General features: G+C 75.1%; 11 protein-coding genes. 4 read left to right on the top strand and 7 right to left on the bottom strand.

Annotated features, from left to right (window positions below):
- Positions 1-95: 95 nt before the first annotated feature.
- The 3 genes from MODMU_RS11615 to MODMU_RS11605 form a co-directional block, all read right to left on the bottom strand.
- On the bottom strand, positions 96-1,040 hold the full coding sequence (locus MODMU_RS11615) for a quinone oxidoreductase family protein (RefSeq protein ID WP_014740435.1): 945 nt from the start codon (positions 1,038-1,040) through the stop codon (positions 96-98).
- Between the two features lie 91 nt (positions 1,041-1,131).
- Complete coding sequence (locus tag MODMU_RS11610) at positions 1,132-1,932, bottom strand: DUF899 family protein (protein WP_014740434.1); 801 nt, start codon at positions 1,930-1,932, stop codon at positions 1,132-1,134.
- 77 nt (positions 1,933-2,009) lie between these two features.
- Positions 2,010-3,386 carry an FAD-dependent oxidoreductase gene (locus tag MODMU_RS11605; protein ID WP_014740433.1) on the bottom strand — a complete coding sequence of 459 codons (1,377 nt, stop codon included), beginning with the start codon at positions 3,384-3,386 and terminating at the stop codon, positions 2,010-2,012.
- Between the two features lie 91 nt (positions 3,387-3,477).
- Here MODMU_RS11605 and ppk2 point away from each other — a divergent pair, with 91 nt between their 5' ends.
- A complete protein-coding gene (ppk2, locus tag MODMU_RS11600; protein ID WP_014740432.1) occupies positions 3,478-4,314 on the top strand; it encodes a polyphosphate kinase 2 in 837 nt (278 codons plus the stop codon).
- A 9-nt stretch (positions 4,315-4,323) separates the two neighbouring features.
- Here ppk2 and MODMU_RS11595 read toward each other — a convergent pair whose 3' ends face one another.
- Complete coding sequence (locus MODMU_RS11595) at positions 4,324-4,929, bottom strand: adenylate kinase (RefSeq protein ID WP_014740431.1); 606 nt, start codon at positions 4,927-4,929, stop codon at positions 4,324-4,326.
- Between the two features lie 247 nt (positions 4,930-5,176).
- Here MODMU_RS11595 and MODMU_RS11590 point away from each other — a divergent pair, with 247 nt between their 5' ends.
- The gene (locus MODMU_RS11590) at positions 5,177-6,010 is read left to right on the top strand and encodes a class II glutamine amidotransferase (protein WP_014740430.1); all 834 of its coding nucleotides are present in this window, start codon (positions 5,177-5,179) and stop codon (positions 6,008-6,010) included.
- Positions 6,011-6,030: 20 nt separating this feature from the next.
- Here MODMU_RS11590 and MODMU_RS11585 read toward each other — a convergent pair whose 3' ends face one another.
- From MODMU_RS11585 to MODMU_RS11575, 3 genes are all read right to left on the bottom strand, one after another.
- Positions 6,031-7,305, bottom strand: a complete 1,275-nt coding sequence (locus tag MODMU_RS11585) for a tannase/feruloyl esterase family alpha/beta hydrolase (RefSeq protein ID WP_197537404.1) — start codon at positions 7,303-7,305, stop codon at positions 6,031-6,033.
- Between the two features lie 313 nt (positions 7,306-7,618).
- Positions 7,619-9,487 (bottom strand): gamma-glutamyltransferase, encoded by a 1,869-nt coding sequence (ggt, locus tag MODMU_RS11580; protein WP_014740428.1) that lies wholly within the window; start codon positions 9,485-9,487, stop codon positions 7,619-7,621.
- 103 nt (positions 9,488-9,590) lie between these two features.
- Positions 9,591-10,406, bottom strand: coding sequence for a sulfite exporter TauE/SafE family protein (locus tag MODMU_RS11575; protein ID WP_014740427.1), 816 nt, complete (start codon positions 10,404-10,406; stop codon positions 9,591-9,593).
- Between the two features lie 133 nt (positions 10,407-10,539).
- Here MODMU_RS11575 and MODMU_RS11570 point away from each other — a divergent pair, with 133 nt between their 5' ends.
- On the top strand, positions 10,540-12,150 hold the full coding sequence (locus MODMU_RS11570; protein ID WP_014740426.1) for an alpha-amylase family glycosyl hydrolase: 1,611 nt from the start codon (positions 10,540-10,542) through the stop codon (positions 12,148-12,150).
- 9 nt (positions 12,151-12,159) lie between these two features.
- Positions 12,160-13,629, top strand: a complete 1,470-nt coding sequence (locus MODMU_RS11565) for an MFS transporter (protein WP_041795201.1) — start codon at positions 12,160-12,162, stop codon at positions 13,627-13,629.
- Positions 13,630-13,648: the final 19 nt, after the last annotated feature.

The raw sequence follows: 13,648 nt of genomic DNA, 5'->3' as shown, positions 1-13,648 counted from the left end.
CGGGTCCCCGCCACCAGCGGGGCAGGTCCCCGACCCTGGCGGTGACCGGCCCGCGATCGCGCCCGTGGAACTCCCTGGTCTCCCGGTGCCCGGGGTCAGGGCAGCAGGAGCAGCTTGCCGGTGGTGCGGCGGGCCTCCAGCTCCTCGTGGCCGCGGCGTGCCTCGGCGAGGGCGAGCCGGGTCCCGATCCGGACGTCGAGCCGGCCGGCGGCCACGGTCTCCAGCACCGCACCGGCCAGCGCGCGCAGCAGCTCCGGCGTGCGGGTGTAGGTGGCCAGTGTCGGCCGCTGCACGAACAGCGACCCGGCACCGGCCAGCCGGTGCAGCTCCAGCGGCGCGGGCTGCCCGCTCGCGGCGCCGTAGACGATCATCCGGCCGCCCGGTCGCAGCGCGGTCAGGCCCTCGTCGAACGTCGTCCGCCCGACGCCGTCGTAGACGACGGCCGCGCCCTCGCCGCCGGACAGCTCGCGGACCCGGCCGGCGAACCCCGTGTAGCCGACCACCACCTCGTCGGCCCCGGCGCCGCGGGCCAGCTCGGCCTTCGCCTCGGTGGAGGTCGTGGCGAGCACGTGGCCGCCGTGTGCCCGGACCAGCTGCGTGAGCAGCAGGCCGACCCCGCCGGCCGCGCTGTGCACCACCGCCCAGTCGCCCTCGGCGACGGGGTACGAATCGGTGACCAGGTACTGCGCGGTGCAGCCCTGCAGCATCGCGGCGGCGGCCACGTCGAGCTCCACACCGTCGGGCACCGGCACGAGCTTCGCCCGCGGCGCGGCCACCCGCTGCGCGTAGCTGCCGCGGACGTCCAGCCAGGCCACCCGCTCGCCGGTGCCGACGACGGTCCCCGCGCCCTCGACGCCGATCACCGCCGGCGGGTCGGCCGTGTAGGGCGGTCGCCCCTCGCGCTCGTAGACGTCCCGGAAGTTGACGCCCACGGCCGCCACGTCGACCAGCACCTCGCCGTCGCCGGGCTCGGGGTCGGGGACCTCGCGGAACGCGAGCACCTCCGGACCACCGGTGCGGTCGTAGACCACTGCCTGCACGTCGCCTCCCCGTCTCGCACCGTCGTCCGGGCAGCGTCTGCGCGCCGTCGCCCGTGGACCGAGCCTGGCACGGGGGCGACGCCGCCGCCCGTCAGTGCCCGCCCTGCCGGCCCAGGTCCGCCACCGGGGTCGCGCCGGGGCGGGTCCACTGCGGCACGGGCCGGGTGGTCGGACCCCACCGGCCGGCGCCGTCGGGGCCCGACCGCCAGTACCAGCAGATGGGCGCGCCGTGCCCGCCCACGGGCGCGCCGACCTCGGGTGCGGCCGGCCAGCCCTCCGGGTCGTCCTGCCACCCCTCGCGGCGGCCGTAGGGCGTCATGTCCAGCAGGCCGAGCGTCCCGTCGGCCGGCTCGTTGCCCCGGCCGGTGGTCTCGTAGGTGAGGAACACCCGATCGCCGTCGCGCAGGTAGCACTCGATGTGCCCCTCCACCGTGCCGATCGACTCCTCGGCGCCGCGCACGGAGAACCAGGGCTGGGTGTAGCCCATGAAGTCCCGGTAGGGCGCCACCTCCGCCCACCGGCCCGAGGTGAGGACGGCGAAGGAGACCCCGCGGGCCTGCAGGTACACGGTGTCCCGCAGGTGCCAGAGGTTGAAGGTGCAGCCCTCGCACTGCCCCTGGGGCGGCGCGCCGTCGAACCACATCGAGTGGTAGGCGACGAGCTCGTCCCGGCCGGCGAAGACCTCCCGGAACGGGACCGGGCCGTCGGCCCCGGTGACCTCCGCCGACCCGTCGACCTCCACCATCGGCAGCCGGCGGCGGGCCGCGGCGAGGGCGTCACCGGCGCGGGTGTGCGCCTTCTCCCGGACCAGCAGCTCGTCGCGGGCGGCCTGCCAGGTGGCGCGGTCGACGACGGGCGGCCGGCCGGTGGCAGGGGGGCTCGGGGTGGTCATGGCGTCCTCCGGGGGTCGGCGTCCTGCGACACCAGGACGGACCCGCGACCGGGCCGGAACTCATCGGCGGCCGCCTCTCACAGCTGCCGGGCGTCGGCCTCCACGGCCTCCAGCGCCTTGCGGGCGGTGATCAGGACCGGGTCCCACACCGGGGAGAAGGGCGGCGCGTAGGACAGGTCGAGGGAGAGGACCTCGTCGACGCCCATCTCGTTCCAGACGCAGATCGCCAGGGCGTCGATGCGCTTCGCGGACCCCTCCCGCCCGACGACCTGCGCGCCGAGCAACTGCCCGCTGCGCCGCTCGGCGATCATCTTGACCCGGATCGGGGCGGCGCCCGGGAAGTAGCCGGCCTTGGTGGTCGAGTCGACCGAGGCGGTGACGAACCGGTAGCCCGCCGCGGTGGCCTCCGCGCTGGACAGGCCGGTGCGGGCGACCTCCAGGTCGCAGACCTTGGTGATGGCGGTGCCGATGACGCCGGGGAAGGTCGCGTACCCGCCGCCGATGTTGATGCCGGCGACCCGGCCCTGCTTGTTGGCGTGGGTGCCCAGGGCCACCACCATCCGCTGGCCGGACAGCCGGTGCCGGGACTCCACGCAGTCCCCGGCGGCCCAGACGCCCGGCACCTGGGTGCGCATGCCGGCGTCCACGGCGACGCCGCCGGACGTGCCCAGCGGGATGCCGGCCTCCCGGGCCAGCCGCACGTCGGGCCGCACGCCCAGGCCGAGGACCACCAGGTCCGCCGGCAGCACCCGGCCGCTCGCCGTCCGCACGGCGCGGGCGCGTCCGTCGTCCCCGACGTCGATGGCCGACACCCCGTCGGAGAGCACCAGCTCGATCCCCTCCGCGCGCACGGCGTCGGCGACGAAGGCGCCGATGTCGGGGTCGAAGGTGCCGACCGGGGTGGCCGACCGGTCGACGACGGTGACGTCGAGACCGCGGACCCGGCACGCCTCGGCGATCTCCAGGCCGATGTAGCCCCCGCCCACCACGACGACCCGCTGCACGCCGCCCCCGTCGAGCTCCGCGCGCAGCGCGACGCCGTCGTCGAGCACCTGGACGCCGTAGACCCCGTCCGCGTCCATCCCCGGCACCGGCGGGCGCATCGGGACGCTGCCGGTCGCGTAGACCAGGTCGTCGTAGGGCTCGGTGCCCTCTCCCCCGCCGTCCAGCTCGCGCCAGGAGACGACCCGGCGGTCCAGGTCGATGCCCACCACCTCGGTGCGCATCCGGACGTCGATGCCCGCGGCGCGGTGCTGCTCCGGCGTCCGGGCGATCAGCGCGGCCTCGTCCTCCACCGTGCCGCTGATCCAGTACGGGATGCCGCAGGCCGAGTAGGACGTCGCCCGGCCGCGCTCGAACACCACCACGTCCAGGTCCGGCCGCCGCTTCTTGGCCTGCGACGCCGCACTGCCCCCTGCGGCGTCCCCGCCGATGACCACCACACGCCTGCCCACCGCCAGCACGCTAGGCCCCCCGGCGTCGCCCCGCGCAGGGACCGGGGCGGCAGGGGTTGTCACCGGACCGCCCCCGGACCACCCTGGCGCCATGACGGCTCCCGGCACCGGCTCCCCCTCGGTCGAAGAGGCCCCGCGGACGACCGGCAAGGTGGACAAGAAGGCCTACGAGCGGGAGATGGCCCGGCTGCAGGTCGAGCTGGTCAAGCAGCAGGAGTTCATCCGCGCCCGCGGGCTGCGGGTGGTGGTCGTCTTCGAGGGCCGCGACGCCGCCGGCAAGGGCGGGGCGATCCAGCGGATCACCGAGTCGCTGAACCCCCGGGCCGCGCGGGTGGTCGCGCTGCCGGCGCCCTCGGAGCGCGAGCGGGGGCAGTGGTACTTCCAGCGCTACGTGGCGCACCTGCCGACGAGCGGCGAGATGGTCCTGCTCGACCGCTCCTGGTACAACCGCGCCGGCGTCGAGCGGGTGATGGGCTTCTGCACCGACGAGGAGTACGCGGAGTTCCTGCGCGCGTGCCCGGAGTTCGAGCGGATGCTGGTGCGCAGTGGGATCACGCTGGTCAAGTACTGGTTCTCGGTCAGCGACACCGAGCAGGAGAAGCGCTTCCAGGCCCGCCTGCAGGACCCGACCAAGCGCTGGAAGCTCAGCCCGATGGACCTCGAGGCGCGCAACCGCTGGGTGGACTTCTCCCGGGCGAAGGACGCCATGTTCGCGGCCACCGACATCCCCGAGGCGCCGTGGTGGGTGGTCGAGGCCGACTCCAAGAAGCGCGCCCGGGTCAACGTCATCTCCCACCTGCTGGGTCAGGTGCCCTACGAGGACCTCACCCCGGAGGCACCCGATCTCCCGCCGCGGCCGCCCGTCGAGAGCGACTACGTCCGCCCGCCGAAGGAGTCCCAGCACGTCGTCCCCGACGTCGCCCCCTGACCTTCGCGGTCAGCCCGCGGCGGGGCCGGTCCCGCTGCCGAGCAGGCCGCGCTCGGCGAGGCGGCCGCGCAGGTCGTCCCGGATCTCGGCCACCGGGCGGTCGGCGTCGACCTCCATGAGCAGCCCGCGCTCGCGGTAGTGGTCGATGAGCGGTGCGGTGGCCTCCGCGTAGACGGTGAGCCGGTGCCGGACCACCTCCGGGGTGTCGTCGGCCCGGCCCTGGTCCGCCGCCCGCGCCAGGAGCCGGCTGACGAGCACCGGCTCCGGCGCGGTCAGGTACACGACCGCGTCGGCGCCGAGGTCCTCCTGCCGGCCGATCTCCTGGGCCCGCAGCGCCTGCGGCAGCGTGCGCGGGAACCCGTCGAGGAGGTACCCACCGGTGTTGCGGGCGGCGGCCACCACCACTGGCACGAGCAGGTCGAAGATCACGTCGTCGGGGACGAGCGCGCCGCGGCTGGTGTACCCGGCGAGGCGCCGGCCCAGGTCGGTGCCCCGGGCGATCTCGGCGCGCAGCAGGTCGCCGGAGGAGATGTGCGCGACCCCGGTCTCCTCGGTCAGCCACGCGCAGTGCGTGCCCTTCCCCGCCCCCGGCGGCGACAGCATGATCAACCTCATGGGCGCACTCCCCGGTGCCGGCACGGACGGGCGGACCTGCCGACCATAGTGAGCCACGCCACGGTCGGCATGCCCGGCCTGGTCTCACCCGCAACGGGTGAGCTCCGGTGGCCGGCGCCGGCGGACGCTGGCTGCACGGTCGTCCCGGTGCCGCCGACCTGGACGGCTGCGCGTCCCGCTGCGGCCGTCTGACCTGCCGGCCTCCCGCTGACGACGGTCAGCGGGCCCACGGCAGGGAGGAGACGTCATGTGTCGGTGGCTGGGGTACGTCGGCGCGCCGATCGAGCCGCGCGAGCTGCTCTACGACCCCGAGCGGTCGCTGATCGAGCAGAGCCGGCAGCACGCGCCGGGCATGCCGGTGCCCAACGGTGACGGCTTCGGGCTGGGCTGGTACGGCCGCCGTGAGGTGCCGGCCCTCTTCCACAGCGACGCCCCCGCGTGGGGCGACCGGAACCTGGCGACCCTGTCGGCCGAGGTCTGCACGCCGATGTTCCTCGCCCACGTGCGGGCGGCCACCGGCACCCCGGTGCAGGAGACGAACTGCCACCCGTTCGCCGCCGGCCGCTGGATGTTCGTGCACAACGGCTACGTCGCCGACCACGCCCGCCTCCGGCGGGACCTCGTGCTGGCCGTCCGCCCGGACCTGTTCGGCTCGATCCTCGGGACGACGGACTCGGAGGTGCTGTTCCTCCTGGCGATCACCTTCGGGCTGCTGGAGGACCCGCTGCCCGCGCTCGAGCGGATGGCCGGCTTCGTGGAGTCGGTCGCGGCCGCCTCCGGGGTGGCCGACCCGCTGCAGATGACCCTCGGCCTGACCGACGGCGCGCGCCTGCACGCCGTCCGCTACGCCAGCGGCGGTGAGCCGAACACGCTGTGGTCCAGCGCCGACGTGGAGACGCTGCGGCTGCTCTACCCGGAGCGGGAGCGGTTCGCGCACTTCTCCCCGGGGGCGCGGGTCGTCGTCTCCGAGCCCCTGGTCGCACTGCCCGGCGCCTGGCAGGAGGTGCCGGCCGGCTCGGCCTTGGTGGTGGCAGAGGACGGGGTCGAGCAGCTCCCGTTCGTGCCCCGTCCCCCCGGCTGAGCCGAGCCGGCCGGCTCCGCTCAGCCCAGCGAGCAGCTGTTCAGCAGCGCCGGGTCGGTCGCCCCGTTGCCGGGCGGCCTCGGCACGGTCGTGCTGGCCGGGGGCTGCTGACCGGTCTCCACCCAGCCGACGAGGGCGTCGAACGCCGTCCGGAAGCAGGGCAGCATCGGGCGCAGCTGCTGCGGGTCGAGGGCCATCAGGCTGTCGACGTGGTTGCCGCCCTCGATCCGGTAGTAGCGGTGCAGCCGGTCGCGGTGCCGCTCGGCGATCATCTGCGCGTAGACGTCGCTGTCGGTGCTGATCGGCAGCAGGGTGTCCAGCGTCCCGTGCAGCGTCAGCAGCGGCCGCTTGATCGCCCCGGTGAGGCTGATCCGGGCCAGGGCGTCGTGCACCGGGCGGTCCGGGTCGGCGAAGGCGCTGTCGTAGGCCGCGTCGCTCGGGCACGGCGCGACCAGCTCCGGCAGGGTCGCGCCGGCGCTCGCCCCCGGGCAGGTCGGGTCGTAGCCGGGGTCGAACTCCGCCCGGTAGACCTTCTGCGTCAGCCCCCAGTAGATGCTCTGGTGGTAGGGCCACAGCGCCTCGGACCCGCGGGCGAACCCGGCGGCGTACATGTCCTCGGCGTCGGCCAGGCCCAGGCTGTAGCGCACCGCCGTGGGCAGGTAGCTGAAGAGGTCCGGCCCGTCCGGGGTGAACAGCGTCCCCTCCCAGTCGACGCCGCCGTCGAAGAGGTCGGGCCGGTTCTCCAGCTGCCAGCGCACCAGGTAGCCGCCGTTGCTGATGCCGGCCATGTAGGTGCGGGTGGGCCGGTGGCCGAACCGCTCGCGGAGCGCGCCCTTCGCGGCCACCGCCAGCTGGGAGACCCGCTGGTGCCACTCGGCGACGGCGTCACCGGGCTGCTCCCCGTCGCGGTAGAAGTCGTTGCTGTTGTTGCCCTTGTCGGTGGCCGCGTAGGCGAAGCCCTGGGCCAGCACGAAGTCGGAGATCAGGAAGTCCGAGGAGTACTGCTTGCGCGTGCCCGGCGCGCCGGCCACCACCAGCCCGCCGTTCCAGTCGTCGGGGATGCGCAGCACGAACTGGCTGTCGTGGGACCAGCCGTGGGTGGTGTTGAACGTCGAGGTGTCCGGGAAGTACCCGTCGACCTGCAGCCCGGGGACGCCGGTCGGGTTCGTCGTGCCCGGCGCGTGCAGCGACACCCAGTCGGGCTGGTCGGTGTACCTGCCCGGCGCGGCGGTGAGCAGCCCGGCGGTGGTGAGGTCCGGCAGGCAGGCCGTCTCCGCGTGCTCGGCCCCGGGCACCCGCACGGTGTCCGACGCGGTGCAGGCCCGCGGCCCCGGCGCGGGCCCCCTCCCGCCGGGCCCGGCCTGCGCCGGTGCCGCCTGCAGCGCGACCGTCGCGGCGGTCAGGTGACGACCAACGTGGTGAGGGGCCTGCGCAACCGCATGGGGACTCCTTCGTCCGGGCAGCCTCGGGTCGGGTGCCCGCGGCGGTCGCCCACCGGCGGGCTCCTCCACCGTCGTCCGCGGCGCCCGGCGCGACAACGTGGCCCGGGCACCGGACGGCGGCGGGTCGTATGTGCCCCCGGCACAGCGACCTGTCCGGGCAGTACGGCTAGCCGCCCGTCCCCAGCCGGGGAACGAGCGCGCCGTCGCCGGCCCCGCCGGCCGCCAACTCGTGCACCACGCCGGCGCTGCCACCGCCCCGGCGCTCGGACTCCGCGGCGGCGAGCAGCAGGCCACCGGGCAGGAACTCGATCCCGGTCGCCGCACCGATCTCCGCGGTCGTGGTGAAGGAGTACCCCAGCGCCGTCAGCTCCGCGCCGTGGGCGTCGACGAAGGCAGGCTCGGCCTCCACCGCCGCGGTGTTCCGCAGCGAGGCGCGCGGGGCGGCGATGGCCTCGGCGAGGTCCAGGTGCCCGTCGACCCGGTTGAGCAGCGTCTGCAGCACCGTGGTGATGATCGTGCTGCCGCCCGGCGACCCCAGCGCCAGCACCGGCTCACCGTCGCGCAGCACGATCGTCGGCGACATGCTGCTGCGCGGACGCTTGCCAGGAGCCGGCAGGTTCGGCTCGGGGACGGTCGCGTCGCTCGGCGCGAAGGTGAAGTCGGTGAGCTCGTTGTTGAGCAGGAACCCGCGGCCGGGGACGGTGATCCCGCTGCCGCCGGTCTGCTCGATGGTCAACGTGTAGCTGGCGACGTTGCCGGCCGCGTCCGCGACGGTCAGGTGGGTCGTGTTCGGCCCCTCGGTCGCAGCGTCCGGGGTCGCGGCGTCCTCCGCGGGGCACGGGCCGTACTCGCCGTCCGGGTCACCGGCGGCGACCGGCGTGGCCAGGGCCCGGTCGGGGTCGATGGCACAGGCGCGCTCCGCGGCGAAGGCCGGGGACAGCAGCTCGGCCAGCGGCACCTGGACGTACGCCGGGTCACCGACGTAGGCGTTCCGGTCGGCGAACGCGAGCGCGCTGGCCGCCAGGTAGCGGTGCAGCGCCGGGACGGCGGGGAGGGTGCTCAGCGGGAACTGCTCCAGGATGCCGAGGGCCTCGCCCACGGTGGAGCCACCGCTGGAGGGCGGGGCCATCCCGTAGACCTCCAGGCCGCGGTAGTCCACCCTGGTCGGCTCGCGCAGCGGCGCGTCGTACCGCGCGAGGTCCTCCGCCGCCAGCAGACCCGGCCGCACCGGGTCGGCGCCCACGGCCATCGGCGGGTGCTGTGCGGTCCGCACCACGTCCGCGCCGATCTCACCGGTGTACAGCGCGCCGACGCCCTCCTCCGCCAGCAGGTCGTAGGTGCGCGCCAGGTCGGGGTTCCGGAACACCGAGCCGACCTCCGGGGGTGCGCCACCGGGCAGGAACAGCTCGGCGGAGGAGGCGAAGCGGGCCAACTTCTCCTGGTTGTCGGCGGTCTGCTGCTGGAACGTCCGGTCGACGACGAACCCCTCCGCGGCGAGCCGGGTCCCGCCCTCCAGCACCTCCGCCAGGGACAGGGTGCCGAACTCCGCCAGGGCACGCGCCCAGGTCAGCGGGGTGCCCGGGGTCCCGACGGACAGGCCGCTCTGGACCGCCTCCTGGAGGGGCAGGGGGTCCCCGGCTGCGTCGAGGAACGCGTCGGCGCCCATCGCCAGCGGTGCGGTCTCCCGGCCGTCGATCGTGGACACCGTGCGGCTGGCGGCGTCGTAGTACACGAAGAAGCCACCACCGCCGACCCCCGCGGAGTAGGGCTCGCTGACGCCGAGCGCGGCGGCTGCCGCCACCGCGGCGTCCGCGGCGTTGCCGCCCCGCGCCAGCACCTCCAGGCCGACCCGGGTGGCATCGGGGTCGACCGTCGCCACCGCGCCTCCCGTGCCGACGGCCAGCGGCTGCCGGTCGGCGACCGGGTCGGCGGCTGGCGGGGAGACGGCGGGTGGGGAGGCGGCTGCCGGGCTGCTGACCAGCAGGCCGGCCGCGAGACCGCCGAGGGCCAGGAGGGTGGACCGGCGACGCGGCATGGCTGCTCCTCGGGTGGTCAGCGGGTCAGCCCAGTGGACACCCTGGGAGTGAGCTGTGCCACCTCGGTGGAGGGGCTCAGCGCCCGTCGCGAGCAGTCCGACCTCAGCTGGCCGGGCGGATGTCCTCCACCCAGACGTCCCACCCCAGCCGCAGCAGCAGGGCGGTGACGACCACCAGGAAGGCGATCCGGACGAACCGGCTGCCCCGGGTGGTCGCCAGCCGTGCGCCGAGGTAGGCGCCGACCGTGTTCGCCGCACCGAGCAGGAGCCCCAGGCCCCAGAAGACGTAGCCGTGCGGGACGAAGAACACCAGCGCGCCGAGGTTGGTGGCGCAGTTGACGATCTTCGCCTTGGCGCTGGCCGCCAGGAAGTCGTAGCCCAGCAGCGAGACCATCGCGAACACGAGGAACGAGCCGGTGCCCGGTCCGAGGACGCCGTCGTAGAAGCCGATGACGGCACCGACCACCGCGGCGACGCCGTGGTGTCGGCGACCCGCGTGCCGCAGCGCCGTCACCTGCCCGATCGACGGACGCAGCAGGGTGAACGCACCGATGGCCACCAACGCCACCACGATCACCGGCTTGAACACCGAGGCCGGCAGGAGCGCCGCGATCGACGCGCCGAGGAAGCTCGTGACCAGCGCCAGGCCCGCCATCGGCAGGGCGGTCCGCAGGTCCGGGTGGACCCTCCGGTGGTACGTGACGGCGCTGGTGGTCGTCCCGAGGATCGACCCGAGCTTGTTGGTGGCCAGGGCCTCCACCGGGCTGAGCCCCGGCACGAGCAGCAGGGCCGGCAGCTGCACCAGACCCCCGCCGCCCACGACGGCGTCGACGAAGCCGGCGACCAGCCCGGCGAGCACGACCAGCAGCAGCGCCGTCGGGCTCAGCCCCTCGGGCAGGACGTCCAGGGACGTGGTCACCGCGGCACCCGCGCCCGCACGCCCGACTGCACCCCGACACCGTAGGAGGCGGCCACCGGCACCGCGCTGACACCTCCGGAGCCCTGTCGGCTCGGCAGCGCGGGAGGGCAGCGTCGTCCCTAGGGTGGGCCGCATGAGCTCGCCCCCGTGGTGGCAACGCGGCGTCGTCTACCAGGTCTACCCGCGGTCCTTCGCCGACGGGAACGGGGACGGCGTCGGCGACCTCCGCGGTCTGCGGGCGCGCCTGGACCACCTCAGCGACCTGCACGTGCAGGCGGTCTGGCTCTCCCCGGTCTTCACCTCCCCGATGGCCGACGCCGGCTACGACGTCGCGGACTTCTGCGACGTCGACCCGCTGTTCGGCACCCTCGCCGACCTGGACCAGGTGATCGCCGACTGCCACGCCCGGGACATCCGGGTGGTCCTCGACTGGGTGCCCAACCACACCTCCGACCAGCACCCGTGGTTCCGCGCCTCGCGGTCGAGCCGGGACGACCCGAGACGCGACTGGTACGTCTGGCGGGACGGCGCTCCGGACGGCGGCCCGCCCAACGACTGGCGGTCGGAGTTCGGCGCCGTCGGTCCGGCCTGGACCCGGGACGACCGGACGGGCCAGTGGTACCTGCACTCCTACACGCCGCAGCAGCCCGACCTGAACTGGGACGACCCGGAGGTCGAGGCCGCGATGCACGACGTCGTCCGGTTCTGGCTGGACCGCGGGGTCGACGGGCTGCGCATCGACGCGCTGCAGCGGCTGGGCAAGGACCCAGAGCTGGCGAGCAACGCGGGCTCCGAGCTGCGTCACGACCAGGACTGGCAGCCCGTCGCGCACGAGCGGCTGCGCGGGATCCGGCGGGTGGTCGACGAGTACCCGGACCGGATGATCGTCGGTGAGGTGTACCTGCTCGACCTGCGGCGAGTCGTCACCTACCTCAGCGGCGGCGACCAGCTCCACCTGGCCCACAACTTCGTCTTCCTGCACCTGCCCTGGGAGGCGGCCGCCTTCCGGTCGGTGATCGCACAGTTCCAGGCCCTCGCGGAGCCCGACACGTGGCCGGCGTGGTTCCTCGGCAACCACGACCACTCGCGGATCGCCACCCGGTACGACGACGGCGCCGGCGCGGGGCCGGTCCGGGCGCGCGCGGTCGCCCTGCTGCTGACCGCCCTGCGCGGCACGCCCTTCCTCTACCAGGGCGACGAGCTGGGCCTGCCGGACGCCGAGGTCCCGCCGGACCGGGTGGTCGACGTCGACGGCCGGGACCCCGAGCGCGCGCCCCTCCCCTGGCGGCCGCCCTCGGACGCCGGCGCCGGCGCCGGCTTCACGACCGGGACGCCGTGGCTGCCGCCGGTCCGGGACGCCGAGGAGCTGTGCGTGGAGCGCCAGGCCGCCGACCCCCGCTCGACGCTGTCCCTCGTCCGCCGGCTCGGCGCGCTGCGCGCCGGTTCGGAGACCCTGCAGAGCGGGGGCCAGCAGCTGCTGGACGCGGGCCCTGACGTCCTGGCGTGGCTGCGCACCCACGGGCCCGAGCGGCTGCTCGCGGCCGTCGACTTCGCCGCCGAGCCCCGCCCCCTGCGGGTGGACGGGCTCACCGACGACCTGTGCACCCTCCTGGTGTCGACGGACCCCGGGCGGGCCGCGCCCCCGGCGGCCGTGCCGCTGTCCTCGATCACCCTGCGGCCCGGTGAAGGCGTCCTGCTGCGCCTGCTCGGTCCGGCCGGGACGGCGGTCGCTGAGCACAACTGACCTCGGGGCGTGAACGGGGAGCAGGTCGCGCGGTCGTCGGGTGTCGGGTTCCGGTCCGAGCGGGGGCCCGTGCTGATCGGGGTGATGCTGTCCACCGCCGTGGTCGCCATCGACGCGACCGTGATCGCCACCGCCGTCCCGTCCGTGGTGGCCGACCTCGGCGGCTTCGCCGAGTTCCCCTGGCTGTTCTCGGTCTACCTGCTGGCCCAGGCGGTCACGGTGCCGGTCTACGGCAAGCTGGCCGACGTCTTCGGGCGCAAGCCGGTGATGCTGTTCGGCCTCGGGCTGTTCCTGCTCGGCTCGGTGCTCTGCGGCCTGGCCTGGGACATGGGCGCGCTGATCGCCTTCCGGGCGGTGCAGGGCCTGGGCGCCGGGGCGGTCCAGCCGATGTCGATGACGATCGTCGGCGACCTGTACTCGCTGGAGGAGCGGGCGAAGGTGCAGGGCTACATCGCCAGCGTCTGGGGCATCTCCTCCGTCGTCGGCCCCACGCTGGGCGGGGTCTTCTCCGAGTACGTCAGCTGGCGGTGGATCTTCTTCGTCAACGTCCCGCTGTGCCTCGTGGCGGCGGCGATGATCGGCCTGCGGTTCGCCGAGCGCGTCGACCGGCGCCGCCCGCAGATCGACTACGCCGGGGCCGGCGTGCTCACCGTCGCCCTCACGCTGCTGGTGCTCGGCCTGCTCGAGGGCGGCCAGGCCTGGGCGTGGGCGTCCCCGGCCGGTGTCGCCGTGCTGGGCGGCGGCGGCGTCCTGCTGGCGGTCTTCGTCGCGATCGAGCGCCGGGCGGCCGACCCGGTGGTCCCGCTGCGGCTGCTGCGGTCGCGGCTGCTGGTCGCGACCAGCCTGGTCTCCGCGTGCGTCGGCGCGGTCCTGCTCGGGCTCACCTCCTACGTGCCGACGTTCGTGCAGGACGTGCTGGGCACCGGCCCGCTGGTCGCCGGCTTCGCGCTGGCGGCGCTGACCCTGGGCTGGCCGCTGTCGGCCTCCCAGGCGGGCCGGCTGTACCTGCGGATCGGCATCCGCTCCACCGCGCTGGTCGGGGTCGTCGTCGTCCTGCTGGGTGCTGCGCTGCTGCTCCTGCTGGACGGGTCCTCCAGCGTGCTGCTGGTCGGCGGGACGACGTTCGTCATCGGCCTGGGCATGGGCTTCACCGCCGCGCCCACGCTGATCGCCGCGCAGTCGGCGGTCGCCTGGACCGAGCGCGGCGTGGTGACCGGGCTGAACATGTTCGCCCGCTCCGCCGGCAGCGCGGTCGGCATCGCCGTGTTCGGCGCGGTGGTCAACGCGACGCTGCGGGGGCAGGACGTGGGCAGCGACGGGGTGTCCCCGGCGGCGCTCACCACCGCGGTGCACCACGTCTTCCAGGGCACGGTGCTGCTGACCGTGGCGCTGCTCGCCGCCGTGCTCCTCATGCCGCGGGACCGGCGCCGCGCCCAGGCCCCAGCGGAGGAGCACTCCGACGAGGTCGCCGCGCGCTGAGCAGGTCCCTGCGGGCAGC

Source organism: Modestobacter italicus, assembly GCF_000306785.1.
Classification (GTDB): Bacteria; Actinomycetota; Actinomycetes; order Mycobacteriales; family Geodermatophilaceae; genus Modestobacter; species Modestobacter italicus.
The sequence above is the reverse complement of the archived record's forward strand: the minus strand, read 5'-3'. Positions and strand labels throughout refer to the sequence as shown.